The 25561-nt window shown below is 72.1% G+C and carries 21 protein-coding genes and 1 riboswitch; of the genes, 11 read left to right on the top strand and 10 right to left on the bottom strand.

Annotated features, from left to right (window positions below):
• Complete coding sequence (locus tag AB0N17_RS30580; protein ID WP_366014793.1) at window positions 1–861, top strand: hypothetical protein; 861 nt, start codon at window positions 1–3, stop codon at window positions 859–861.
• A gap of 140 nt (window positions 862–1001) precedes the next feature.
• Here AB0N17_RS30580 and AB0N17_RS30575 read toward each other — a convergent pair whose 3' ends face one another.
• A complete protein-coding gene (locus AB0N17_RS30575; RefSeq protein WP_366014792.1) occupies window positions 1002–1610 on the bottom strand; it encodes a response regulator transcription factor in 609 nt (202 codons plus the stop codon).
• A 545-nt stretch (window positions 1611–2155) separates the two neighbouring features.
• The gene (locus AB0N17_RS30570; RefSeq protein WP_366014791.1) at window positions 2156–3322 is read right to left on the bottom strand and encodes a hypothetical protein; all 1167 of its coding nucleotides are present in this window, start codon (window positions 3320–3322) and stop codon (window positions 2156–2158) included.
• 194 nt (window positions 3323–3516) lie between these two features.
• On the opposite strand from AB0N17_RS30570, the gene AB0N17_RS30565 reads away from it, so the two are divergent.
• The gene (locus AB0N17_RS30565) at window positions 3517–4110 is read left to right on the top strand and encodes an NAD(P)H-dependent oxidoreductase (protein ID WP_366014790.1); all 594 of its coding nucleotides are present in this window, start codon (window positions 3517–3519) and stop codon (window positions 4108–4110) included.
• 33 nt (window positions 4111–4143) lie between these two features.
• On the opposite strand, the gene AB0N17_RS30560 is transcribed toward AB0N17_RS30565, so the two are convergent.
• From AB0N17_RS30560 to AB0N17_RS30545, 4 genes are all read right to left on the bottom strand, one after another.
• Complete coding sequence (locus AB0N17_RS30560) at window positions 4144–5061, bottom strand: ABC transporter permease (RefSeq protein ID WP_366014789.1); 918 nt, start codon at window positions 5059–5061, stop codon at window positions 4144–4146.
• Window positions 5048–6022 carry an ABC transporter ATP-binding protein gene (locus tag AB0N17_RS30555; protein ID WP_366014788.1) on the bottom strand — a complete coding sequence of 325 codons (975 nt, stop codon included), beginning with the start codon at window positions 6020–6022 and terminating at the stop codon, window positions 5048–5050. Before AB0N17_RS30555 ends, AB0N17_RS30560 begins: the two co-directional genes overlap by 14 nt.
• A 59-nt stretch (window positions 6023–6081) precedes the next feature.
• On the bottom strand, window positions 6082–7281 hold the full coding sequence (locus tag AB0N17_RS30550) for a sigma-E factor regulatory protein RseB domain-containing protein (RefSeq protein ID WP_366014787.1): 1200 nt from the start codon (window positions 7279–7281) through the stop codon (window positions 6082–6084).
• Between the two features lie 240 nt (window positions 7282–7521).
• A complete protein-coding gene (locus AB0N17_RS30545) occupies window positions 7522–8532 on the bottom strand; it encodes a polyprenyl synthetase family protein (RefSeq protein ID WP_366014786.1) in 1011 nt (336 codons plus the stop codon).
• Window positions 8533–9153: 621 nt separating this feature from the next.
• A riboswitch (cyclic di-AMP (ydaO/yuaA leader) is annotated at window positions 9154–9335 on the top strand.
• A 3-nt stretch (window positions 9336–9338) separates the two neighbouring features.
• Here AB0N17_RS30545 and AB0N17_RS30540 point away from each other — a divergent pair.
• A complete protein-coding gene (locus AB0N17_RS30540; RefSeq protein WP_366014785.1) occupies window positions 9339–9827 on the top strand; it encodes a transglycosylase SLT domain-containing protein in 489 nt (162 codons plus the stop codon).
• A gap of 45 nt (window positions 9828–9872) precedes the next feature.
• Here AB0N17_RS30540 and AB0N17_RS30535 read toward each other — a convergent pair whose 3' ends face one another.
• The 3 genes from AB0N17_RS30535 to AB0N17_RS30525 form a co-directional block, all read right to left on the bottom strand.
• The gene (locus AB0N17_RS30535; protein ID WP_366014784.1) at window positions 9873–10685 is read right to left on the bottom strand and encodes a Cof-type HAD-IIB family hydrolase; all 813 of its coding nucleotides are present in this window, start codon (window positions 10683–10685) and stop codon (window positions 9873–9875) included.
• Between the two features lie 368 nt (window positions 10686–11053).
• The gene (locus tag AB0N17_RS30530; RefSeq protein ID WP_366014783.1) at window positions 11054–12256 is read right to left on the bottom strand and encodes an FAD-dependent oxidoreductase; all 1203 of its coding nucleotides are present in this window, start codon (window positions 12254–12256) and stop codon (window positions 11054–11056) included.
• 45 nt (window positions 12257–12301) lie between these two features.
• A complete protein-coding gene (locus tag AB0N17_RS30525) occupies window positions 12302–13546 on the bottom strand; it encodes an ATP-grasp domain-containing protein (RefSeq protein WP_366014862.1) in 1245 nt (414 codons plus the stop codon).
• Between the two features lie 258 nt (window positions 13547–13804).
• Between AB0N17_RS30525 and fahA the strand changes: the two genes are divergently transcribed.
• From fahA to AB0N17_RS30485, 8 genes are all read left to right on the top strand, one after another.
• On the top strand, window positions 13805–15022 hold the full coding sequence (gene fahA, locus AB0N17_RS30520; RefSeq protein ID WP_366014782.1) for a fumarylacetoacetase: 1218 nt from the start codon (window positions 13805–13807) through the stop codon (window positions 15020–15022).
• 272 nt (window positions 15023–15294) lie between these two features.
• Window positions 15295–16233 (top strand): M56 family metallopeptidase, encoded by a 939-nt coding sequence (locus tag AB0N17_RS30515; protein WP_366014781.1) that lies wholly within the window; start codon window positions 15295–15297, stop codon window positions 16231–16233.
• 142 nt (window positions 16234–16375) lie between these two features.
• Complete coding sequence (locus tag AB0N17_RS30510) at window positions 16376–17164, top strand: GntR family transcriptional regulator (protein WP_366014780.1); 789 nt, start codon at window positions 16376–16378, stop codon at window positions 17162–17164.
• 47 nt (window positions 17165–17211) lie between these two features.
• Complete coding sequence (locus AB0N17_RS30505; RefSeq protein ID WP_016437651.1) at window positions 17212–17439, top strand: ferredoxin family protein; 228 nt, start codon at window positions 17212–17214, stop codon at window positions 17437–17439.
• A gap of 14 nt (window positions 17440–17453) precedes the next feature.
• Window positions 17454–18797 carry an ABC transporter substrate-binding protein gene (locus AB0N17_RS30500; protein WP_366014779.1) on the top strand — a complete coding sequence of 448 codons (1344 nt, stop codon included), beginning with the start codon at window positions 17454–17456 and terminating at the stop codon, window positions 18795–18797.
• Complete coding sequence (locus AB0N17_RS30495; protein WP_366014778.1) at window positions 18794–19708, top strand: ABC transporter permease; 915 nt, start codon at window positions 18794–18796, stop codon at window positions 19706–19708. The genes AB0N17_RS30500 and AB0N17_RS30495 overlap by 4 nt, the downstream gene beginning before the upstream one ends.
• Window positions 19692–20480: an ABC transporter ATP-binding protein gene (locus AB0N17_RS30490; RefSeq protein ID WP_366014776.1), complete on the top strand. Its 789-nt coding sequence runs from the start codon at window positions 19692–19694 to the stop codon at window positions 20478–20480. The genes AB0N17_RS30495 and AB0N17_RS30490 overlap by 17 nt, the downstream gene beginning before the upstream one ends.
• Before the next feature lie 41 nt (window positions 20481–20521).
• Complete coding sequence (locus tag AB0N17_RS30485; protein WP_366014861.1) at window positions 20522–23260, top strand: fumarate reductase/succinate dehydrogenase flavoprotein subunit; 2739 nt, start codon at window positions 20522–20524, stop codon at window positions 23258–23260.
• Window positions 23261–23289: 29 nt separating this feature from the next.
• Here the strand turns inward: AB0N17_RS30485 and recQ are convergent, their stop codons facing one another.
• Window positions 23290–25275, bottom strand: coding sequence for a DNA helicase RecQ (gene recQ, locus AB0N17_RS30480; RefSeq protein ID WP_366014775.1), 1986 nt, complete (start codon window positions 25273–25275; stop codon window positions 23290–23292).
• Window positions 25276–25561: the final 286 nt, after the last annotated feature.

Below are 25561 nucleotides of genomic sequence, written 5' to 3'. Positions count from 1 at the left end.
ATGCCCACCGCGACCTATGAGCTGAGCCTGACCACCCAGGGACCGACCTATCCGCCGAGCGAGGTGATGAACGGGGACGGCGACTTCGTCGTCATCGGCCGGATCAACCGGCCCGGCCCCGGCGGCTCGGTCCGCTCGGAGTGGGGTTCGGCGATCGTCTCCCCGGACAGCGAGGTGCCGCCGCACGGGGATCAGCTGCCGTACCGGATCGTGCGGGAGCTGCCGGTCGAGCCCGCCGAACTGACCCGTGCCGACCGGGACATGGTCCTGTACACCTTGCCGTTGCCCCTGCCGGCCAACAACTACCCGATGCTGTTCGCCCCCGACCAGTGCCCCCAGGCGCACCGTATCCGCAGGCCCAGTCACCCCTTCCACGAGGTGCCGATCCCCGATCTGCGGCCCGAGGACGGACGCAGGATCCGTGAGCCCGTCACTCTGGGACAGTGGGTGCGGGCACAGGGCTCCCTGGAGGTGGCCACCGTGAACGGGGGCCATGACGCCGAGTTCCGGTTCGAGTTCTCCGGGCTGGTGCCGGACAGCATGTACACGGTGATGTCGCTGCGGGAGCACGACCTCGCGCCCGCGCCGAACGGCCCGTTCCGGCCCGGCCCGCTGGGTGTGCCGAACGTGTTCCTGGCCGACGCGGCCGGCAAGGGCCACTACCGGGCCACGCTGCCGAACCCCTTCCCGGCGCCGGGGGCCCCGGGTCCGCGACGCATCGTGAACGTCGTGCTGCTGTGGATGAGTTACCAGCAGAACTACGGCGGCGCCATCGGCTTCTTCGGGCTGGGCGGCGACATCCACGCCCAGCTGAAACTGCGGGAGGGCGGCTTCACGGAGTTCGTGACCACCACCCGCTGAACCCACCGGCCGGGGGGCGGCGCACGCCGACGGCGCCGCCCCCCCGGCGTCCTGGGGCTCGTGCCCGGACCCCGCCGGACCTCGCCGGGGTCCGGGCCGGCCGGAGCCGTCACTCGGCGGCGGCCCGGTCCCGAGGACCTCTAGGCGGCGGGATGCGTGGCCTCGGAGCGCGCGGTCATCGACCGGCCGCCGTAGAGCCGGTTGACCGCCTCCAGGCGGGAGCCGACGTCGAGCTTCTTGAAGACGTTGTAGAGGTGGCGTTTGACGGTGTCCTCGGTGATCTCGAGGCGCCGGCCGATCTGCCGGTTGCTGAGCGCCCGTGCCACCAGCCGCATGATCTCCGCCTCACGCGGGGTGAGCAGCGCCAGCAGCGGAGAGACGGCGGACCGGTCGCGGGCCTCGCCGCGCACCGCGGCGGCCAGCTCCGCGTAGGTGATCCGGGAGGACAGGCACCGCTGGGCACCGGCCCGCTGCAGAGCCCGCAGGAACGCCCGGTCCTCGAACGGGGTCATGGCGATGATCCGGGTCCCCGGGCAGTCGGCCCGCAGGGCGAGCACGGTGTGCACCGCCGCGAGGTCCGCGCGCTCCAGGTGCAGCAGCACGACATCCGGGTGGTGCCGACAGGCCAGCTCCGTCACCTGGCCGATCTCGGCGGCTTGCGCGACGACATCGATGTCGTCCTCACTCGCGAGCAACGCGCACAGCGCACTGCGCAACAGGTTGTGTCCGCCTGCCGCGACGACGTTCATGTGACCGACTCCCCACTGGCCCCCCGTGAGGCGGGCCGACGACCAACCGAACTTCAAAGTTGTACCGTGATTTAAAGGTAATCACAGATGCATCACTGTACGCAAGATCAATAAATAGGGCACACGTCACCCGTGCGTGGCACATGTCGCCCCGTCAAAGGCGTTGCGTGGCAGGGCTGGTGAGATGGCTCGAAATGGCCCCTGGCCGTCATGGGCGGGGGCGAGGGGGGTGAGGGCGAGGGGGAACTCGACCCGAACGATGAGCCGTTGAAGGGCGCGCGCGTGCGATGCGGGCGGCCGCCGGCATGCAGAGGGCCAGGCGAATGCGAGGAAGGGCCGGCGAATGCGAGGCAGGGCCGGCGGAATCGAAGCGGGGCAGGACGATCCGAAGACGGGCAGGCCGATCCGAAGACTTGCAGGCGCATCCGAAGACGGGCAGGCGCATCCGAAGACGGGCAGGTCCGCGTTCCCGGCGAGCCCGGAGCGGGTGGCGGGCAAGTCAGGACCGGCGGGCGCCGGGTGTCTTCACCGGCTGCCCGCGGTGCTCAGGACTGCGCGGCGCGGGCCGCCCGGTCGGCCAGGCGGACCATACGGGCACGCGCCGACTCCAGGGGCCGGGAATCCTCGGCGGCGGGGCCCGGCTCGGCACTGAGGCCCGTCCACAGGTCGATCAGGTCGCGGCCCAGCCGCAGCCCCTCCTCCGGATCACGCACCGCGCGCCAGGCGGTGGCCGCGCTCTCTACGTTGCCGTAGGCGGCCTCCGCGTCCCGGGCCCGCCTGCGCAGTGCGGCGAGTTCCAGGGACAGCCGGCAGGCACGGACCGGGTCGTCTCCCAAGTAGGCGATGTAGGCGGTCAGTTCCCGCAGGTGCAGTACTTCGGCGTGGTCGGGACCCAGCACGGCGGACGCCTCGGTGACCGTACGGTCGGCGAGTTCGGCCGCCGCCTCGATCCGGCCCGCCCGCACGTCCTCGTTGATGCGCGTCAGCGGCCCGGTGAGCAACTCGGCCCCCTCCGCGGTCTCGGTCACGGGCCCGTCCCCGAGTACCTCCTCGGCCACGGCGTCGAAGCCCCGGGGCGGGGTGGGGGTGGAGGTGGTGGCGGGGACCGGTGCGTCCATGACGGGCGCGAGTGCCGCCGCTTCCGCGAGGGGCGTCGGCACGGGTGCACAGGTGACGGACCCGCGCGCCTCCGCGCCAGGCACGGGCCCGGGTGCGGGTGCGGGCACGGGTGCGGGCACAGCCGCGGGCACAGGTGCGGGCGCGGGTACGTCCATGACCGGCGCGGGCCCGAACTGCCCCGTCGGCACCTTCACACTCACGGAGGACACGGACTGCGGCGCCGTGACGTCCGCCGCCGCCCCCGCCGCCGATGCCGTGCCCTGCCCCCGCGGCCCCGGAGCCCCGGACTCCTCCCGCCGGGGCAGCCGTACCGGCTCACCCGTCACCCGGCTGGAGCCGTCCGCACTGACCTCCAGCGGTACGACGCAGCCCGCGCGGTCGTCGTGGATGGTGGCCCGTATGGGGGCACCGAGGCTGATGGCCAGGCGCTGAAGGTGGTTCAGCACGGTCTGCTGGATCTCCTCTCCGGGAGCCGCCACGACCGACGCCCCGCCCACCGACGCGCCTCCCGAGCCGAACACCCGGACGGCGACCACCGCCGGATGCGCCGCGGGCTGCTGCGCCCGCTTCTTCTCGAAGCTGAGTCGAGCCATCGGTGCTTCCTCACTCCCCCGGCGTCGCGATCCGGTCGTACGCGTCCTGCCGACCAGTCTCCCGGCTCGCCGGGCTCCGCGCGTCACCGTGACGTCACAGCCTCGCACCAGCCGCACCCTGGCGGAGATTGCTTGCGTGTGCATAAAATGCACACGCCTTGATTCGCGGTACGACATCACCACCTGGGGGACCCATGAGCCGCCGTTTCCTCTTCGTCCTGGGCAGCTCCCGCCCGGACGGCAACACCGAACTGCTGGCCCGCAGGGCCGCCGAGCAGCTGCCCGGCGATGTCGAACAGCGTTGGATCCGCCTCGCCGAGCATCCGCTGCCCGACTTCACGGACCAGCGGCACGACAGCGACCACACCCGCCCGTCCCCGGACACCACCCCCGGCCTGCTGCTGGACGCCACTCTTGAGGCCACGGACCTCGTGATCGCCTCGCCGCTGTACTGGTACTCCGTGTCCGGCCACACCAAGCGCTACCTGGACCACTGGTCCGGCTGGCTGCGCACCCCCGGCCTCGCTTTCCGGGAGACCCTGGCCGGCCGCACCCTGTGGGGCATCGCCGCGCTGGCGGACGCCGAGCCGTCGGTCGCCGACCCGTACGTCGGCACCCTCAACAACTCGGCCGCCTACCTGAGGATGCGCTTCGGCGGGGTCCTGCTGGGCAACGGCAGCGCACCGGGGGACGTACTGAGGGACACCGACGCGCTGCGCCGCGCGAAGACGTTCTTCGCCCAGGAGGCACCCCTCGCGCGCTTCCCGTACGAGACGGCCGCCCGCTAGCACCTACGCGCCGAGGTCCCACGCGCTGATGTCCTACGCGCTGATGTCCTTCGCCGTGAACCGCGCCCAGGCCGCCGAGCCGAACACCGCCGCGTACAGCGCCTGGAGACCGAGGTTCTTCGTCAGGTCGTCCCAGTACACCGGGTCACGCATCAGGTCGGCGAAGGACAGCCAGTAGTGCGAGAAGAAGTACGGCTGCAGCGCGTGCAGCTGGGGTATCTGGTCGAGGATCTGGACCGTGATGAGCAGGCCGACGGTGGTCGCCATCGCCGCTATGCCGCTGTTGGTGAGGGTCGACACGAACAGGCCCAGGGCCGCCACGCCGACCAGTGAGGCGGCCACGACCAGGGCGATCAGCAGGGCTCTGCCGAGTCCGTCGGTGAAGCCGATCCGGGTGCCGGAGATCGTCATCAGGTCGCCGAGCGGGAAGAGCAGCGCGCCGACGATCAGCGCCGACACCGCGACGACCAGGGTGGCCAGCAGACAGAAGGCCAGCACGGTCGTGTACTTGGTGAGCAGCAGCCGGGTGCGGCCGGCCGGCGCGACCAGCAGATAGCGCAGGGTGCCCGCGCCCGCCTCACCCGCTATCGCGTCGCCCGCCACGACCCCGACGGCCATCGGCAGGAAGAACGGCAGCGTCGCGGCCAGCGCCGTGAACACCAGGAACAGGCCGTTGTTGGTGATCTGCGAGATGAACGCCGGGCCCTGTCCGCTGTGGTCCGCCGTCCCACCGCCCCGCGTCTGGATCTTCACCGCGATCCCGACCAGCACGGGCACCGCGGCCAGCACCCCGAGGAGGGCGAGCGTGCGCCAGCGTCGGAGGGTGGTGACCAGCTCGCTGCGCAGCAGTCCGAAGGTCCACAGCGGGTTCGGGCGGCCGGCACCCGGTACGGCTGGTGCGGCCGCTGCGGCCGGTGCGGCCGGCGCCTGGAACGTCTCAGCCCGCGACATCGAAGCCCTCCCCCGTCAGTGCCACGAACGCGTCCTCCAGGGAGGCGCGTTCCAGCGTGAAGCCCCGCACGCGTACACCCGCCGCGACCAGGGCCGCGTTCACCTCGGCCAGGTCCCGCGCGGGCGGTTCACCGGTGACCCGGTCGCCGTCGGCGGTGACGTCCCCGACGCCCTGCTCCTTGAGCACCCCGGCCGCCTCGGCCGCGTCCGGAGTGGTCACCACCAGGCGGCCGCGCGCCCCGGCCGCGAGGTCGGCCACCGCGCCCTGGACGACGAGCCGGCCCTGGGTCATGACGGCCGCGTGCGTGCACACCTGCTCGATCTCGTCGAGGAGGTGCGAGGAGAGGAAGACGGTCGTGCCGTCGGCGGCCAGCTCCCGGATCAGGGTGCGGATCTCCCGCATGCCCTGCGGGTCGAGGCCGTTGGTCGGCTCGTCCAGCACCAGCAGTCCGCGCGGCTGGAGCAGCGCGGCGGCCAGGCCCAGCCGCTGCTTCATGCCGAGCGAGTACGCCCTCGCCTTCTTGCCGGCGGCGGCCGCGAGGCCCACCCGCTCCAGGGCGGCGGCGACCCGGGCGCGCCGGGTGCGGGGGTCGGCGGTCGGGTCGGCGGCGTCGTAGCGCAGCAGGTTGTCCCGGCCGGAGAGGAAGCCGTACAGGGCGGGGCCCTCGATGAGCGCGCCGACCTGCGGGAGGACCGCGCGGGCCGACCGGGGCATGGGCCGGCCCAGGACGTGCGCCGTGCCCGCGGTCGGCTCGATCAGACCCATCAGCATGCGGATGGTGGTGGTCTTGCCGGAGCCGTTCGGACCGAGGAAGCCGAAGACGCTGCCCGCCGGGACGGTCAGGTCCAGACCGTCCACGGCGAGGTGTCCGCCGCGGTAGCGCTTGGTGAGGCCGCGCGTGGCGATGACGCTCTCCCGCGCCCGGCCCGGGTCCCGCTCCGTGGCGGACGGTCCTGCCATCGACTCCCCCCTCGTGTCCTCGCCCCCGAAGGGGCGCGTCCCGTGGTGCCCGAAAGGGGCTACTTGCCCGCGTCCGCCGCCTTCACCAGTGCCTCCTTGGTCACCGCGCCGGCGTAGACCTTGCCGTCGTCCGTTATCAGGGCGTTGACCAGACGGGTGGAGAAGACCGTGCCCTTGCCGAACTTCCCGGAGACGTGGTCACCGAGCGAGCCGAGGAATCCGCCCAGGTCACCGGCCTTGGAGCCGCTCGGCAGGCCGCCCTTGGCGCCGGTGTCGAAGGTGGCGACGGACGTCCAGCCCTTGCCGACGACGGTGGCGCCGCCCGGGCCCTTGGCGAAGTCGCCGCCGGGCAGGGGCGCGTGCTTCCGCTCCCCGGGCTGCTGCTTGTCCTCGGTGACCTTCGCACCCTTGGGCGGGGTGAAGCGGAAGGTGGAGGCATCCGGCTTGGCGAAGGAGACCTGGGTGAAGCCCGCGTCGACCACGGCGGCGCCGCCGCTCTTCGGCGTCAGGGTGAACTTCAGCGGCATGCCCGTCTTCGCGTCCACGGCGATGCTGATCGCGCCGACCGTGGTGCCGGACTGCCGGGGCTTGATGAGCAGCTTGTAGGCGTCGCGCCCGGCGACCTGCTCGGTGCCGTCGACGGTGACGGACGTGGTGTCGTCCACCGACTTCAGCGCCTCGTCGGCGAAGTTTTTGGGCGTGGCCGGGGGCTCGGCCCTGTGGTCCTTGCCGGAGTCGGCCGCCGTGCCGTGGTGGACCTCGTTGCTCTTGCTGTCGTAGCCCCAGACGTCCTTGCCGTCGTGGATGACGCTGTACTCGGACCCCTGTTCCAGCAGCGACACCTTCTGCTTCTCCGGGCCGTCGGCGGCCACGCGCAGGGTGTGCATGCCGGAGACCAGCTCGGTGAGCCTGGCCTTCGGGTCGGCGGAGGATCCGTCGCCGGACCCCTTGGCCGCCCCGGAGATCAGGCCACTCTCCAGGCCGCCGAGGTCGGGCAGGCCGAGGTCGGTGCTGATCCTGACCGTGCCGGACAGCTGCTGCACGTCCGACTTGGCGATCTTGTTGATGAGCTGCTGCGCGGTGATCCTGGGCAGGTCGGGGTCACCGGAGTCGGCGAGCGCCGGGACCAGCCCGATCGTGGCCGCTGCCACCCCCACCACCGCGACGGGGACGGCGTACCGGGCGGCCTTGCGCCGGCCGGAGCGCGGGTCCTCGTCCCGCGCGACGCCCGCTGTGTCGTCGGATTCGTACGGTGCCATGTGTGCCTTACCTCCGTCGTCGGCGGCGGCTGTCCTCACGCTGGTCCACCTGAGCCGCCATTCTCACCCGAATCGGTGAGGAGTGGTGATTTCCGTGGTTTCCATCTCACCAAATCGGCCATGAGGAAGCGTCAGACCTCGGAGCCAACTCCGTGTACGCCTGCGGTATGACACGTAGGGGCGGCGACTCCCCCGACCCGTAGGGGTCGGGCGGGACGACGCACCTGCCGGCGCCGGTGCTCAGCCGGCGCGGTGCACCACCGCGTCGCACAGCTCCAGCAGCGCCGCCTTGGCGTCGCACTCCCGCAGCGGGGCCAGCGCGGCCCGCGCCTCCTCCGCGTACCGGACGGTGTCCCGCCGGGCCTGCTCCAGCGCGGGGTGGTCGCGCAGGGCGGCCAGCGCCTGGGCGTGCCGGGCGTCGTCGCTGAGGTCGGAGTCCAGCAGCTCGCACAGCGCGATGTCCTCGGGCAGCCCCAGCCGGGCCGCCCGCTCGCGCAGCCGGAGCACGGGCAGGGTCGGGATGCCCTCGCGCAGGTCGGTGCCCGGGGTCTTGCCGGACTCGTGGGAGTCGGAGGCGATGTCCAGGACGTCGTCGGCGAGCTGGAAGGCGACGCCGAGCCGCTCGCCGTACTGGGTGAGCACGTCGACGACCGTCTCGTCGGCGCCGGACATCATCGCGCCGAACCGGCACGACACCGCCACCAGCGAGCCCGTCTTGCCGCCGAGCACGTCCAGGTAGTGCTCGACCGGGTCACGGCCGTCCGAGGGGCCCGCGGTCTCCAGGATCTGACCGGTGACCAGCCGCTCGAACGCGAGGGCCTGCACCCGGACCGCCTCGGGGCCGAGGTCGGCGAGGATCTGGGAGGCGCGGGCGAAGAGGAAGTCGCCGGTGAGGACCGCGACGGAGTTGCCCCAGCGGGTGTTGGCGCTGTCCACGCCGCGCCGCACGGCCGCCTCGTCCATGACGTCGTCGTGGTACAGCGTGGCGAGGTGGGTCAGCTCCACGACCACGGCCGACGGCACGATGCCCGGCGCATAGCGGTCGCCGAACTGCGCCGCGAGCATCACGAGCAGCGGCCGGAACCGCTTCCCCCCGGCCCGTACGAGGTGCTGCGCGGCCTCCGTGATGAACGGGACCTCGCTCTTGGTGGCCTCGAGCAAGCCTTCCTCGACAGCCGCCAATCCGGCCTGGACATCGGCTTCCAGAGCCTGGTCCCGCACGCTCAGCCCGAACGGCCCGACGACGGTCACGAGGGGTCTCCTGTCTGCTGGTGTCTGCTGGCGCTTACGCGGTTTGTCGATAGGTCGCTGCCATCACTCAAGTCAGCGTATCCGGTCCTGTTTCGATCACCGATAGCGCCCACCGGTCCAGCCTGGGCGGTATCGGATCATGACCGTTATGTTTGTGATCGGATAGTAAGAACGGACATTTATCGACTTAACCGCAATCTGACCGCTTTGTCGCGGACCGAGGGGCGAGCGGAGTAACGTGCGCGCCACCCTCCGTACCGCTGCGGCCACGGTCACGACGACGGGTACCCCCCTCGACGACGACGGGCACCTCGCCAGGGGTTCCACGGCCGGCCGAACCCGAGCGCAAATCGCCCGAATCCCCCATGTCCGATTTGACGTAATTCGCTATTCCGTGAGTTGAGTCACGCACCCCCACCCGGCACCCGAGGCCTGCCCGTCGACGCCTCCTTCCTTGCCGCACCGCCGAGTTGAGGATTGGCGAACGCAAAGGATCAAGTACCCCATACGGCACAGACCAAGGTCAAATGGGGCGTTCCATGAATCCTTAACTTGTTCCCGACATGTGCTCTCGCATACGTTCCGGGCCGTCGGGCGGAACGCCGAATCCTGCCGCCGCCCGCATCCCCATCGACGAACTCATCCATGCGGCAGGAGCGGGGGACCCAGGTAAGCGCCGGATCGGACGGCACACGTCGCGCCGGAACGGCTAGGGGTGAAGCCGTGCCTTCCCAGAGGGCACGGCCGGGCACCTCCCCGCCCGAACCCGACAGCTCACCTCGCAGGCGACGGAGAGGAACTTTCCCATGCCTGCTGCCGCTCAGCACCGCCGTACCTGGAGCAACCGCTTCATCCGCACCGTCGCCGTCGCCGGCACCGGTGCCGCCGTCCTCGCCCTGCCGCTCATCGGCGCGGCCAGCGCGTCCGCCGCCACCCCGGCCGCCACGACGGCCGCGACCACCCAGGCCGGGTACCCCGACAACCTGGACGGCTGGATCCGCGAGTCCCTCTCGGTCATGGCGCAGAAGGGCATCCCGGGCTCCTACAACGGCATCTACCGCAACATCATCCGCGAGTCCTCGGGCAACCCGAAGGCCATCAACCTCTGGGACTCCAACGCCGCCAAGGGCATCCCGTCCAAGGGCCTGCTCCAGGTCATCGACCCCACTTTCAACGCGTACCACGTGGCCGGAACGTCGTCCGACATCTACGACCCGGTCGCGAACATCACCGCCGCCTGCAACTACGCGGCCGCCCGGTACGGGTCGATCGACAACGTGTTCGGCGCCTACTGACGGGCGTCGCCGCGCTAGGGGCACAGGCTCCTACTGATGTTCCGGTCAGTCGGTCGGGAACAGTCTTTCGAGGACGACGGCGATGCCGTCGTCCTCGTTCGACGAGGTGACCTCGTCGGCCACCGCCTTGAGTTCGGGGTGGGCGTTGGCCATGGCCACCCCGTGTCCGGCCCAGTCCAACATCGGGATGTCGTTGGGCATGTCGCCGAAGGCCAGCGCCCGGCCGGGAGCGATGCCCAGCCGCTCGGCGGCCAGCGCCAGCCCGGTCGCCTTGGTCACCCCGCACGGCTGGAGTTCCACGGTCCCCGGCCCCGACATGGTGACCGTCGCCAGCGACCCCACCGCCGCCCGCGCGAGGGCCGCCAATGCGTCGTCCGACAGGGTGGCGTGGCGCAGCAGCACCTTGCTGATGGGCGCGCGCCACAGGTCCTCGCGCCGCCCGACCCGCACCGCCGGCAGGGTCGGGTGTGGCATCCGGTATCCGGGCTCGATGAGTGTCAGCCCGTCCACGCCGTCCTGGTCGACGGCCGCGTAGACCTGCCCCACCTCGGCCTCGATCTTGCCGAGCGCGGTCTCGGCCAGCTCCCGGTCCAGCCGCACCGACCACAGCAGACGGCCGCTCGCGGCGTCGTAGACCTGTGCGCCCTGCCCGCACACCGCGAGCCCCCCGCAGCCGAGGCCGGCCAGCAGGGGCCGTACCCGCGGGGCCGGGCGGCCCGTCACCACCAAGTGGCGCGCACCGGCCCGCGCCACCCGCGCGAGCGCCGCGAGGGACCGGTCGGAGACGGTGTCGTCGCGGCGCAGCAGCGTCCCGTCCAGGTCGGTGGCGATCAGTGCATACGCGGGGGTGGGTGCCATGATCAGAGAATACGGACACCACGCCCCGCCGACTCACCTGTGATTGCGCGCACTTGTGTGCTGCTCGACCCCAAGTGGTGCCCGGCTGCCCCCTGATGGCGCAGTCGGCGCCGCCGGCCGCTCCTCGTCGCAGCGGCCGGCCGCCTCCTCCCGCAGCACGTCCCGGCACCGGCTCCCCGGGACGGTCGGAGAGCCGGACGATCCGCTCGGGCGGCCACAGCGCGGCGCGCACGTTCGCCGTCGGGACGTGCACGCGCGCGCCGTGACCGGTGTGCCGGTCCGCCCGCGGCCTCACGCGCTCCGCGGCACCGCACGCACTCCCCGATGTTCCGGGTGCGTTCGGTCCGCCGCGGACGGTCCGGCCGTCGTCAGCCGTGTGCCGCCGCCAGGTGTTTCGCCAGGCGCGGGGAGGCGAACTCCGTGCCACAGACGAAGCGCATCACCGGGCCGTACGACGACGCCGCCGGGAGACCGGTGAAGTACAGGCCGCGGACGGAGGAGACGTAGCCGGGGCCGAGCTTCGGCGCGCCGCGGCTCACCTCGAGCCGGGTGCGCAGTTCATGGCCGAGGAAGTCCATCGCCGCGATGTCGACGCGGTAGCCGGTGGCGGCGATGACGTGGTCGGCGGTGAGCCGCTCGCTGCGGCCGCCGTGCGTGCGGACGGTGAGGACGGGGCTGCCGTCCGGCGCCTCGGCACCCACCACGCGCGCGACGTCGTCCACCTGCACGCTGCTCTGGAAACGCTCGCGCAGCCACCAGGCGCCGAGCGGGCCGAGGACCCGGCGGACCAGGTAGTGGCGGGCGGGCTCGGGCAGGTAGCGGTAGGGGTGCGGGTAGTAGCTGAGCGCCCACAGCGACCAGGCGCGGCCGAACGGGGACTCCGGGCGCAGCTTCGGCTGGTCCCAGGGCGGGGCGCCGAAGGCGACCCGGCCCCGCCCGCGCGCGACCACGCGCACGCGTGCACCCGCCTCGGCGGCGAGCGCCGCCGTCTCCAGCGCCGACTGGCCCGCGCCGATCACGATCAGTTCCTTGCCGGCGAAGCGGCTCAGGTCGTGGTGCTGGGAGCTGTGCGAGACCGGGCCGGTCGGGGCCGGGCCGTCGGCCGCCGCGCCCGCCAGCTCCGCGGGGAGATGGGCCAGCCCCGACAGGCCGGTCGCGACGACGACCGCGCGCGCGGTGAACAGTTCTCCGGAGTCCAGTTTGAGTTCGAAGCCGCCGCTCTTGTCGCGGTCGACGGAGACGACCCGGACCCGCTCCAGGTCGGGGAGCAGCTTCTGCTGGAACCACTCGCCGTAACCGATGAAGGCCTCCACCGGGATGATGTCCTCGTCGGTCACCAGGCGGCGGATTCCGGCCGCGTCGCAGTAGTCGGCGAGGGTGTGGCCGGACTGCGGGCAGTCGAGGCTCGAGGCGACGGGCGTCGACTTCAGGAGCATGCCCTGAGGCATGTGGTCGCGCCAGCTGACCATGGGGTCGCCGAAGACGCGGACGGGGATGCCGCGCGCCCGCAGGTGGGCGGCGGTGGACAGGCCGAACGGCCCGGCCCCGATGACTGCAACCGGTCGAATCACGAAGTCCCTCCCCAGGACACGGTGCGCCACTCTGCGTGGCCTTGCCTACTTCGTGGAGGTGCTGCTGCCACGGCGGTTGGTCCGCCACAGCTGATAGAGGTGCTTCGCGCCCGGACGCACGAAGCGGGCGAGCATCGTGAGGAACGGCAGCGGGTCGTCACCCGCGAGCCAGGCCAGCTCCGTCCCGCTCGCCTTCACCGGCGCGTGCGGCGTCGTATAGCCGCTGCGGCGGTAGGCGAGGAGGGCGGGGAGGTCGATGTTCTCCACGATGTAACGGTGGCCGGCGCGCTGTTCCCCCTCCGGTACGGCGCGGCCGGTCAGATTCAGGTGCATGGCGCGGACGACGTCCACCCCCGACTCGTTCTCGAAGAGCCGGAACTGGGCGCCCATGCGCGGATTGAAGTCGAGAAGCTTGTACTGTCCGTCGCGCCGGTCGAAGCGCAGATCGAGGTCGATGATGCCGCTGAAGCCGATCTGTTTGATGAAACGGACGGCGAGGTCGGCGAGTTCCGGGTTGTCGACGACGTACGCGTTCGCCGTCATCCCCGCGTGCGGCGGCCAGGAGCGCACCTTGACGCCGGTGAACAGCGCGAGCGGACCGGAGTCGGCGTCGAAGCAGGCGTGCACGATCCAGTCCTCGGCCTCCTCGCGCGGCAGGTACTCCTGGAGGATGACGCCCGGTTCGTCGCCCCAGTCGCGGGCGAGGCTGAGCAGGCCCTCGCGGGTGGCGATCCTGGTGGTGCCGTTCACGGCGGGGCGTCTGCGCCGGACGAACGCCTCGCGGTTCTTGGCCACCACGGGGAAACGTGCCGTGTCGGCGAAGGCGACGATTGCGTCGTACGACTGCGGGAACGCCGCCGCGGGGCTCGCGATGCCGTGCTCCGCGCACAGTTCGTGCAGCCCCTGCTTGCTGGCGAGGCGGCGGGGCAGAGCCGGGTCCACGCGCGGGAAGAGGAATGATCCGGCCAGTGCGTCCTGGTGCTCGGCGATCAGGACGGCGGCCTCCTCGTCCGTCGGGATGAGGACGGTCGGGCGGCCGATGCGGCGGCCGATGCGCAGCAGTCCCTCGACCAGGTGGCCCGGGTCCTCCGCACCGGTCGTCGGCCACACGAAGGCCTTCTTCAGATAGCGCGAGGAGGCTGCGGGCGTGTACGCGTCCTCCGTGATGGCGTACATGGGCACGCCCAGGCGGCCGAGGCTGCGGATCGCGCCGACACCGCCGTGGTGCAGCGGATAGTCGCCGAACTTGACGATCATTCCTGGTACGTCACGGTCCGCCTCGAACGGCACACCGACGGCGTCTCCGGCCACGGGTCCCCCCACGTGTCCCCCCAAACGGTACGGACCCACCCCGTCCGCGTCCCAAAGGACGCTAAGCCGGAATTGCCCCCTCCGACAAGGCCTATTCGGACATTGCGAACTCTTTAGACACCACACGACAACCCCTTGGGGACACTGCCCAAGACACGCGTCCCGGCCGTAACGTGTGGCGCGACCACATGGAACACAGCGCCATGCATGGCCCGGATGAGAGTGAGGCAGTACCCCATGCCCCCCTTCGACGTCCCCGAGGGCGACCCCTTCGGCCCGCACAACCTTCCCTATGGCGTGTTCTCGCCGTCCGGCAGCACGGAGCGGAGGGTCGGCGTCCGGCTCGGAGACCAGGTACTCGACGCGGGCGCCACCGCCGCCGTGCTCGGCTCGCCGCACCAGGCGCTGCTCGCCCGCCCCACCCTCAACCCGCTGCTCGCCGCCGGCCGCGCGACCTGGTCCGAGGTGCGGCGTGCCGTCACGTCATGGATCACGGACCCCGCACACCGGGAGGCGGTCGAGCCGCTGTTCCACCCGCTGTCCGAGGTGACCCTGCACCTTCCCTTCGAGGTGGCGGACTACGTCGACTTCTACGCCTCGGAGAACCACGCCCGCAACGTCGGCCGGATCTTCCGCCCGGACGCGGAGGACTCCCTGACGCCCAACTGGAAGCATCTGCCGATCGGTTACCACGGCCGCTCCGGCACGGTCGTCGTCTCGGGCACGGACGTCGTACGGCCGTCCGGACAGCGCAAGGGCCCGGGCGACCCGGCACCCGTCTTCGGCCCGTCGATCCGGCTGGACATCGAGGCGGAGGTCGGCTTCGTCGTGGGCGTGCCCTCCGAGCTGGGCAGCCCGGTCGCGCTCGCCGACTTCCGCGACCACGTCTTCGGCCTCTGCCTGCTCAACGACTGGTCCGCGCGGGACATCCAGGCCTGGGAGTACGTCCCCCTCGGCCCCTTCCTCGGCAAGTCGTTCGCGACCTCCGTGTCGGCGTGGATCACCCCGCTGGAAGCGCTCGAGCACGCGCGCGTGGCGCCCCCGGAGCGCACCCACCCACTGCTGCCCTACCTGGACGACGCGGCACCCGGGATCGAGCCCGGCGGCTACGACCTGCGGATCTCCGTCGCGATCAACGGCCACGTGGTCTCCGAACCGCCGTTCTCGACGATGTACTGGACCGCCGCCCAGCAACTCACCCACATGACGGTGAACGGCGCCTCCCTGCGCACCGGTGACCTGTACGGGTCGGGCACGGTGAGCGGTCCGGAGGAACGCCAGCGGGGCTCCCTGCTGGAGCTGACCTGGAACGGCCGCGACCACCTGGAACTCCCCGACGGCAAGCGCGCGTTCCTGGAGGACGGGGACGTGGTGACACTGTCGGCGTGGGCACCCGGTGCGGACGGAGGCCGTGTCGGGCTGGGCGAGGTCAGCGGACGCGTCGTGACGGGCTGACGCGGCTTGTGGCAGGGAACTGCCACAAGCCCCCCAGGATGAGCATCTTGTACTCACCGCTTGACCGATTGACCGCTTGATACAAGCGGTGAGTACAAGGGCGCGTCTCACGGGGGTCGAAGACAGACGGACGGATCGCCGCCGAGACCTGACTCTCACGGCCCCACACCGTCATACTGGCGGGACACGCACCACGCGACGCACCGCCCGGCGCGTCGCCCCGGCACCACCGACACCCGCACCAGCCTCCGACCAGGAACCGGAGCCCCGGCATGACCGTCTGCCTGCTCCTGCTGAGCGTCGTCGCCCTGACGGCCGCCGTACCGGCACCGCGCGCGCTGACCCGGGCGGCCTGGCCCGAACGGGATCCGGTGGTCGCGCTGTGGGTCTGGCAGTGCCTGGTCGCCACCGTCCTGCTGTGCTGTCTGACCGCACTGGTCCTGGGCGCCGCGGCCGTCTTCCACACCGTCCGCGACCGCGTGTTCGCGCCCGCGCCGCCCGCCGTCACCGCCGCGTACGACCTGTCCGCCGCACCGGTGTGGGCCGCCGCGCTCACCGTGCTGCTGGCCTGCGGGGCCGCCTGGACGACGGCGATGCTGGGCCGGGAACTCGTCGAGGCCCGCCGCAGCCGCGGCCAGGCCCGGGCGCAGCTGCGCGAGCGCGCCCCCGACCTGCCGGCCGGGCTGCCGGCGGCGCGCGGCCCGATGCTGGTACTGGAGGACGAGTACCCGGACGCCTGGTGGATGCCGGGGCACCCGCCGCAACTGGTCGTCACCACCGGGGCGCTGCACCGCCTCACCGGCCACCAACTGGACGCCGTCCTCACCCACGAGCGCGGGCACGCGCGTGCCCACCACGACTGGCTCCTGCACCTGTCCACCGCGCTCGCCACCGGCTTCCCGCGCGTCCCGCTCTTCGCCCACTTCTGCGACCAGACGCACCGCCTGGTCGAGCTGGCCGCCGACGACACGGCGTCCCGTCGCTGCGGTCACCTCACCACCGCTCTCGCGCTGATCGAGCTGAACCAGCACCGGGGCGTCCTCTCCTGCGCCTCCAGCCGTCGCCTCCTCGGCGAGCGCGTGGACCGCCTGCTGGAGCCGCCGCCCCGGCTGCTGCGCCGGCACCGCGCCCTGACGACGACGGTGGCCGCCCTGGTGCCGCTGCTGCCGCTGCTGATCACATTCGCGCCAGGGCTGACGGCCCTGTCCTGACACGGCCTGGCGCCCCGGCCGGGTGGCAGATCTCACCCCGTCAACCGCAAAGCCGCAGCTCAGCACCCTGTCCTACACGCCGTCACCTGGCGCAACACTGCAGCAACACCTCTTTCCCTACCGCCTCGGTATGGTTCCAGCCATGCCACCCACCGACCGCCCCCGCGACCACGCCGGTCAGGGCGCCGCGACCACCGTCGCCGCCCACCGCGCACGTCGCCGGCTGCGAGCGGACCGGGCCCGGCAACTCGCCGACCTGCTACGCCGCCAGCTCCTCACCGGCGCGTTCCAGGACGGCACCCTGCCCCACGAGTCGACACTCGCCACCGACTACCGCGCCTCCCGCAACACCGTCCGCCAAGCCCTGGACCTGCTCCGGGCGGAGGGACTGGTGGACCGGCTGCCCGGAGTCGGCACCGTGGTCGTCGCCCGGAAGTACCCCCACGGGCTCGACCGGCTGATGGGCCTCGCGGAAACCCTCCGCGAACACGGCCGCGTCACCAACGAGGTCCGCACCATGGGCCCCGCCCCCGCACCCGCCCCGGTCGCCGACCGCCTCCGCGTCCCGGCGGGCGCCGACGTCCTCTACATCGAACGCCTGCGCCGCCTGAACGGCCTCCCGCTCTCCCTCGACCTCACCTACATCCCGCTCGACATCGGCACCGCCCTGCTCGGCGCCGACCTGGAGAACACCGATGTCTTCCGCCTCCTGGAAGCCATCACCGGACAGCCCCTCGGCCACGCCGAGATCACCCTGGAGGCGGTGAACGCGGACGCCCACTCCGCCGCCGTCCTCCAGGCCCCGCGCGGCTCTGCCGTGCTGATGCTGGAACGCCTCACCCACCTCGCCGACGGCCGCCCCGTCGACCTGGAGTTCATCCGCTTCCGCGGGGACCGCATCACCATGAGCGGCCTGCTCCACCGGTCGTAACGCACCCGCCGCACATACCCCTGCCTGCACGTTTACTGGAGACAGCCATGCCCTTGGCGCCCCAGCGGGCCGACGTGCCCGTGACCATCGACGAGTCGAAGTGCATCGACGGCTGCACCCTCTGCGTGGACATGTGCCCGCTGGACTCCCTCGCCATCGACGACAGCAGCGGCAAGGCGTACATGCACGTCGACGAGTGCTGGTACTGCGGCCCGTGCGCGGCCCGCTGCCCCACCGGAGCCGTGACGGTCAACATGCCCTACCTGCTCCGGTGAGAGGTCCCACCACCATGAAACGCGCAGCAACCGCCCTGTCCGCCGCCGCACTCCTGCTCCCCCTGACCGCCTGCGGCGGCAGCGCGGAGGCCGGCAGCGGCACCACGGTCACCGTGACCGTCGGCTACCAGTCCAAGACCATCAACACCGTCACCGCGGGAACGCTGCTGCGCTCCCTCGGCTACTTCGAGAAACAGCTCAACTCGCTGCACGACGGGCACACGTACAAGGTCGACTGGCAGGACTACGCCACCGGCGCCCCGATCACCGCGCAGATGACCGCAGGGAAGATCGACATCGGCTCGATGGGCGACTTCCCGCTGCTCCTCAACGCGGCCCGCGGCAAGCAGCTCGGACACCCCACGCACCTGGTGTCGGTCACTGGCTACAACCTGCGCGGCGGCCTCAACACCGTCGTCACCGCCCCGGACTCCAAGCTCACGTCCCTGAAGGACCTCAAGGGCAAGAAGGTCTCCACGAGCATCGGCTCCGCCGCCGACGGAACCCTCGTACGGGCCCTGCAGCGCGCCGGCATCGACCCGGACCAGGGGATCTCCAAACTCAACCAGCAGCCGGCCGTGGGCGCCTCCGCGCTCTCCTCCGGTGGGGTGGACGCGCTGTCGCAATTCGTCGCCTGGCCCGGCCTGCTCGCCTACCAGGGCAAGGCCAAGGCCCTGTACGACGGGGCCCAGCTGAACCTGCCCACCTTCCACGGCGTCACCGCCGGCGAGGACTTCGCCCAGCAGCACCCGGCCGTCCTGGAGGCGTTCCTCAGGGCACAGGCCGAGGCCACCGACTATCTCAACGCGCATCCCGTCACCGCGGCCGAGAAGGTCGCCGACGCGACCGGCCTGCCCGCCGAGGTCGTCTACCTCTACAACGGCACCCACGGCATCGCCACCTTCGATCCGGCCGTCAAACCGCAGCTCGTCTCCGCGCTGAAGCAGGACGTGGCCGTGCTGAAGGCGGCCAAGCTGACCGGCGACATCGACGTGGACGGCTTCGTCGACGACCAGTACGTGAAGAAGGCCCTCGGCGCGTCATACGCCAAGCGGCTCGCCGCCACGCCCCCGCCGGCCGCGAGCGAGGTGTGGCCCAAGGGCAGCGAGAAGACCGTCTCCTTCAAGTCCGCCGCCGCACTGCTGGCCTACGTAGCCGGGCACCAGGACGGCATCCGCGCCGCCTATGTGCCCGACGCCACCACCGGCACCCTCTGGTTCGCGGACAAGGCGGTCTGGGTGGCCGACGGCGACCGGCTGCTGCCCTTCGTCGCCCCGGCGACCGCGCAGGCCTACGTCTTTGCCCACAGCGGCGCCCGTACGGTCTCCTACCGCGACGCCCTGGAGCGGGCCTCATGACCCGGCGGCCCCTGGCCCGGTATGCGCTGCGGACGGTTTCGCTGGCCGCCGCCCTCGGCCTGTGGCAGCTGCTGACCAGCCTGGACGTCGACCTGTGGCTGCGGTTCTCGCAGTTCCCGACGGTCACCGACGTGGCCGGTGCCTTCGCCGACCGGCTGGCCGGTGCCGACTACTGGACCGACCTCACCGACAGCCTCACCCGTATCCTCAGCGGTTTCGCCCTGGCCGCCGTCCTGGGCGTGGCGACCGGTGTGCTCGTGGCCCGCTCGCCCCTCGCCGAGGACCTGCTCGGCCCGGTGCTCGAAGTGATCCGCCCCATCCCGGCGATCGCGCTGGTCCCGGTGGCGATCCTCCTCTTCCCCTCGAACGAGCAGGGCATCGTCTTCATCACCTGCACCGCCGCCTTCTTCCCGGTGCTGGTCTCCACCCGGCACGCGGTCCGCGCCCTGACCCCCGTATGGGAGGAAGCGGTGCGCACCATGGGCGGCAGCCGGCTGCGGATCCTGCGCTCGGTGGTGCTGCCGGGCGCGCTGCCCGGCATCTTCGGCGGGCTGTCGGTCGGCATCGGTGTGTCCTGGATCTGTGTGATCTCCGCCGAGATGATCTCCGGGCAGTACGGCGTCGGCTACCGCACCTGGCAGGACTACACGGTGGTGAACTACCCCGGCGTCTTCGTCGGCATGGTCACGATCGGCGTCCTCGGCTGGGTCACCTCCACGGCCGTGGAACTCCTCGGCCGGCGTCTGACCCGCTGGCTGCCCCGCACCTCGTACGTCCCCGGCGGACGTACCCGCGCTCCCCGGCCGCCCGCCGTCACCGGCCCGGCCCACGGCGATTCCGAGCACAAGGCCCACGCCCAGCAGCAGGGCCAGGACGACCCCGAGGAGGCCCGCGATGAGCACCTCGTCTGAGACCGTCACCGCTCCCGTCGATGCCCCCGCGGAGGTCGTGCGCGGCACCCGGCTCACCTTCCGTGGCGCCGTACTCGGCCGCCCGGACGCCCCCGTGCTGCACGACGTCGACCTGGACGTCGCCCCCGGCGAGATCCTCACCGTCGTCGGCCCCTCCGGCTGCGGCAAGTCCACACTGCTGCGCACGCTCGCCGGACTGCTGCCTCCCCTGGGCGGCACCGCCGAAGTGGACGGCAGCCCGCTGACCGGCCCCTCGGCCGGCCGCGCCCTGGTCTTCCAGGAGGACGCGCTGCTCCCCTGGCGCACCTTGCGCGGGAACGTCGAACTGCCGCTCGCCATCAAGGGCGTATCGCGCGCCGGACGCCGTTCCCGGGCCGCGTCCTGGCTCGAACGCGTCGGACTCAGCGAGCAGGCCGGGCAGTTGCCGCACCGCGTCTCCGGTGGGCAGCGCCAGCGCGCCCAGTTGGCGCGCGCCTTGGCCGACAGCCCGCGCGCGGTCCTCATGGACGAGCCCTTCGGCGCCCTCGACGCCCAGACCCGTTCCGGCATGCAGGACCTGCTGGTGGACGTGTTGCGCGGCACGGGCGCGACCGTCGTCTTCGTCACGCACGACGTGGACGAGGCGCTCTTCCTCGGCGACCGCGTGGCCCTGCTCGGCTCCGGCCGGGTGGTCGCCGTACGGGACGTACCGCGCCCCCGTGACCGCGCGGCGTTCGACGCACCCGCCCGCGTGGCCCTGCGCCGCGACATCCTCACCTCGCTCGGCTCCTGAAAGGCACCCCGGTGACCAGCCCCGCGCCCGCTTCCCTGGAGATTCCCGCCGTCACCGACGCCGAGGAACTGACCTGCGACGTCCTGGTCATCGGCGGTGGCACCGCCGGAACCATGGCCGCCCTGACCGCCGCCGAGCGCGGCGCCGACGTCCTGCTGCTGGAGAAGGCCCACGTCCGTCACTCCGGCGCCCTCGCCATGGGCATGGACGGCGTGAACAACGCGGTCGTCCCGGGCCGTGCCGAGCCCGACGACTACGTCGCCGAGATCACCCGCGCCAACGACGGCATCGTCGACCAGGCCACCGTCCGCCAGACCGCCACCCGCGGCTTCGCGATGGTGCAGCGACTGGAGTCGTACGGCGTCAAGTTCGAGAAGGACGAGCACGGCGAGTACGCGGTGCGCCAGGTGCATCGCTCCGGCTCGTACGTACTGCCCATGCCAGAGGGCAAGGACGTCAAAAAGGTCCTCTACCGGCAGTTGCGGCGGCGCGAGATGCGGGAGCGGATCCGGATCGAGAACCGGGTGATGCCGGTCCGGGTGCTCACTGCCGAGGGCCGGGCCGTGGGCGCCGTCGGCTTCAACACCCGGACCGGCGCCTTCGTCACCGTCCGCGCGGGTGCGGTCGTCCTCGCCACCGGCGCCTGCGGCCGGCTCGGGCTGCCCGCCTCCGGCTACCTGTACGGCACCTACGAGAACCCCACCAACGCCGGTGACGGCTACGCCATGGCCTACCACGCGGGCGCCGAGCTGACCGGTATCGAGTGCTTCCAGATCAACCCGTTGATCAAGGACTACAACGGGCCGGCCTGCGCCTACGTCGCCAACCCCTTCGGTGGCTACCAGGTCAACCGGCACGGGGAGCGCTTCGTCGACTCCGACTACTGGTCCGGGCAGATGATGGCCGAGTTCGCCGCCGAGGTCGCCAGCGACCGGGGCCCGGTCTACCTCAAGCTCAGCCACCTCCCCGAGGAGTCGGTCTCCGCCCTGGAGACGATCCTGCACTCCACCGAACGGCCCACCCGGGGCACCTTCCACTCCGGGCGCGGGCACGACTACCGCACCCACGACGTCGAGATGCACATCTCCGAGATCGGCCTGTGCGGCGGCCACTCCGCCTCCGGCGTCCGCGTCGACGACCACGCCCGGACGACCGTCCCCCGCCTGTACGCCGCCGGCGACCTTGCCTGCGTCCCGCACAACTACATGATCGGCGCGTTCGTCTTCGGCGATCTCGCCGGCGCGGACGCCGCCCAGTACACGGCGTACCGGGGCGAGCTTCCCGACGACCAGGTCCGTGAGGCGCATGAACTGATCTACCGTCCGCTGCGCCACGCGGACGGCCCGCCGCAGCCCCAGGTCGAGTACAAGCTGCGCCGCTTCGTCAACGACTACGTGGCACCGCCGAAGTCCGGCGCCCGGCTCTCCCTCGCCCTGGAGGCCTTCGAGCGGATGCACGCCGACATCGCCGCGATGGGCGCCCGCACCCCGCACGAGCTGATGCGGTGCGCCGAGGTCACCTTCATCCGCGACTGCGCGGAGATGGCCGCCCGTGCCTCCCTGGCCCGCACCGAGTCCCGCTGGGGCCTCTACCACGACCGGCTCGATCATCCGCGGCGTGACGACGCCTCCTGGTTCCATCACCTCGATCTGCACAAGTCCCCCTCTGGTGCGATGGAGTTCACGGCCCGTCCCGTGGCTCCGTATCTGGTTCCGGTCGAGGAGTTCACCCCGGTCGGCGGTCCCTCCCGGCGGCTGGGCGAGGTCCACGGCGAGCACGTGGCCACGGCCGGCCCGCGCGAGGTGGCCCCGGTCGCGGCCGGACCGGCGTCCGCGCGTGCCTCCGGTGCCGCCGACGACCGGGCCAATGCCCCGGGAACCGCCTCGCCCCGGCTTCTGGAACTGCTGGAGCTGGCCGAAGCCGAGCCCGAACTCGACCTGGTCGAGCCCTACTTGACCGATGCCGATCCCTCTGTCCGCCGTACGGCCGTCTCGGTGCTGACCGAGACCGTGCCGCCCGGCACCGGGCGGGCCCTGGCCGGTGCCCTCGCCGACCCCGACGCCGAGGTCCGCACCGCCGCCGCGGCCTCACTGCGCGAACTCGTCGAGACCCTGCCGGCCGAGCCCGCCCTGGGCACCGCCCTGACCGGTGCGCTCGCCCAGGCCGACCCCGTGGTCCGTGCCGCCGCCCTCGATGTGCTGCGTGCCCTGCGGCTCGGCGAGGCCGCGGTGTTCTCGGCGGCGCTGGACGACCCCGACGTCGCCGTGCGCACCGAGGCCGTACGGGCGCTCGTGTCCGTCGACGCGGTCGGGCCGCTGGCGGATGCCGCGGACGATCCCTCCCGGGAGGTCCGGGTCACCGTGGCCAAGGCGCTGGCCGCCGTCGGTTCGGCGTCCCTGACGGCAGCCGACCGGGAGCTGCGGTCCGGCACCCTGGACCGGCTCACCGAGGACACCGACCCGCTGGTGCGCGGTGCCGCGCTCGGTGCGCTGGCCACCACCGGCTGCCCGGCGCCGCTCGCCGCCCGCGCCGTGGCCGCCCTGGCGGACCCGGCCTGGCAGGTCAGGTCCGGGGCCGCCACCGCGCTGTCGGCCGCCGATGCCGGCACCGCCGTCCCCGCGCTCGCCAAGGCACTCGGTGACACGAACGCCGATGTGCGCAAGGCGGCGGTCCTGGCCCTGACCCGGCACCGGGTCACGGAGGAGGCCCGCGCGGCCCTCGCCACGGCCACGACCGACTCGGACGCGGACGTCAGGGCCTACGCGGCACGGGGGCTGTGAGGCCCCTGCCCGCTGGGGCCGTATCCGGGCTATATCCAGTCGTCCGGCTCCGGCTCGGGCTCCGAGTCGGGCCAGTCGTCCTCAGGGTCGGTACCGCCGGCGGCCGGGCTCGCTCCGTCGAGGGAGGACAGCACCGCGAGAACGCCCTCCCCGTACGTCGCCAGCTTCTTCTCGCCCACCCCGCTCACCGTGCCCAGGTCGCGCACCGAGCCGGGGCGGCGGGTGACGATCTCCCGCAGCGTGGCGTCGTGAAAGATGACGTACGCCGGGACGCCCTGCTCCCGGGCCTGCTCGGCACGCCAGGCGCGCAGGGCCTCGAAGGCGGGGAGCAACTCGCCGGGCAGCTCGGCCGCGGCGGCCTTGGCCTTGCGGTCGCCCCCGGACGCACCGCCCGACCGGGACCGGGAGGCGGCCGGCTTCTTCGGCTCCTTGCGCAGCGGCACCTCGCGTTCCCGGCGCAGCACCGCGCCGCTCGTCTCGGTGAGCACCAGCGTGCCGTACTCCCCCTCGACCGCGAGCAGTCCCTGGGCCAGCAGCTGGCGGATGACGCCTCGCCACTCGCTCTCGGCGAGGTCCTGGCCGATGCCGAAGACGGACAGCTGGTCGTGGTCGAACTGGATCACCTTGCCGGTGCGCTTGCCGAGCAGGATGTCGACGATCTGCAACGCGCCGAACTTCTGTCCGCGCTCCCGCTGCAGCCGTACCACCGTCGACAGCACCTTCTGTGCGGCGATCGTGCCGTCCCAGGTCTCCGGCGGGGTCAGGCATGTGTCGCAGTTGCCGCAGCCCGCCGCATCGGGGTCCTGGCCGAAGTAGGCGAGCAGCTGGCCCCGGCGGCACTGGGCCGTCTCGCACAGCGCGAGCATGGCGTCGAGGTGGGCGGCGGCCCGGCGGCGGAACGCCTCGTCCCCCTCGCTGGACTGGATCAGCTTGCGCTGCTGTATGACGTCGTTCAGGCCGTACGCCATCCAGGCCGTGGACGACAGGCCGTCGCGGCCCGCGCGGCCGGTCTCCTGGTAGTAGCCCTCGATCGACTTGGGCAGGTCGAGGTGGGCGACGAACCGTACGTCCGGCTTGTCGATGCCCATGCCGAAGGCGATGGTCGCCACGACGACCAGGCCGTCCTCGCGCAGGAAGCGGGACTGGTGGGCGGCGCGGGTGCCCGCGTCGAGGCCCGCGTGGTACGGCACCGCCTCGATGCCGTTGGCCGTCAGGAACTCCGCCGTCCGCTCCACGGAGTTGCGTGAGAGGCAGTAGACGATGCCCGCGTCGCCCGCGTGCTCCTCCCGGAGGAAGGTGAGCAGCTGCTTCCTGGGGTCGGCCTTGGGCACGATCCGGTACTGGATGTTCGGCCGGTCGAAGCTGGCGACGAAGTGGCGGGCCGTCGGCAGGTTCAGCCGCTGGGTGATCTCCTCGTGCGTGGCGCGGGTGGCCGTCGCGGTGAGGGCGATCCGCGGCACGTCCGGCCAGCGCTCACCGAGGAGGGACAGGGTGAGGTAGTCGGGGCGGAAGTCGTGGCCCCACTGGGACACGCAGTGCGCCTCGTCGATCGCGAAGACGGAGATCTTGCCGCGCGAGAGCAGGTCGAGCGTGCCCTCCAGGCGCAGCCGCTCCGGTGCCAGGTACAGCAGGTCCAGCTCACCGGTCTGGAACTCCGCCTCGACCATGCGCCGCTCGTCGAAGTCCTGCGTGGAGTTGATGAAGCCGGCGCGCACGCCGAGGGCGCGCAGGGCGTCCACCTGGTCCTGCATCAGCGCGATCAGCGGCGAGATCACCACGCCCGTACCCGGTCTGACCAGGGCCGGGATCTGGTAGCACAGCGACTTGCCGCCGCCGGTCGGCATGAGGACGAGGGCGTCGCCGCCCGCCACCACATGCTCGATGATCGCGTCCTGCTCGCCCCGAAAGGCCTCGTATCCGAAGACCCGGTGCAGCGTGGCCAGCGCCTCGCTGTCGGCCGCGCCCGGCCCCTCGGTCACCTGTGGCATCTCGCTGATCCCGCCCGTCGCACCCATCGTCCTGTCCCCCGTCGGTCCCCCGTGTGTCGTCTCTCGACCGCTGCTTCCACGATAGGGGGCGGGACCGACAGCCTCGGAAGTTATCCACAGGCTCGACCCTTTCTTTCGGGTGACCGGTTGCTCACGGAACGCACCCGGCGGCTCGGCGGGGGCGCCGCCGACAGCACGGCGGCCCGGCACCTCCACGTCGCGGTAGATCTTCTCCTGGATGAGCACCGTCTTGCCGACGCCGGCACCACCGAACAGACCGATCTTGCCGCCCTTGACGTACGGGGTCAGCAGG

Origin of the sequence: Streptomyces sp. NPDC051133 (genome assembly GCF_040682635.1) — a bacterium.
GTDB lineage: Bacteria > Actinomycetota > Actinomycetes > Streptomycetales > Streptomycetaceae > Streptomyces.
The sequence above is the reverse complement of the archived record's forward strand: the minus strand, read 5'-3'. Positions and strand labels throughout refer to the sequence as shown.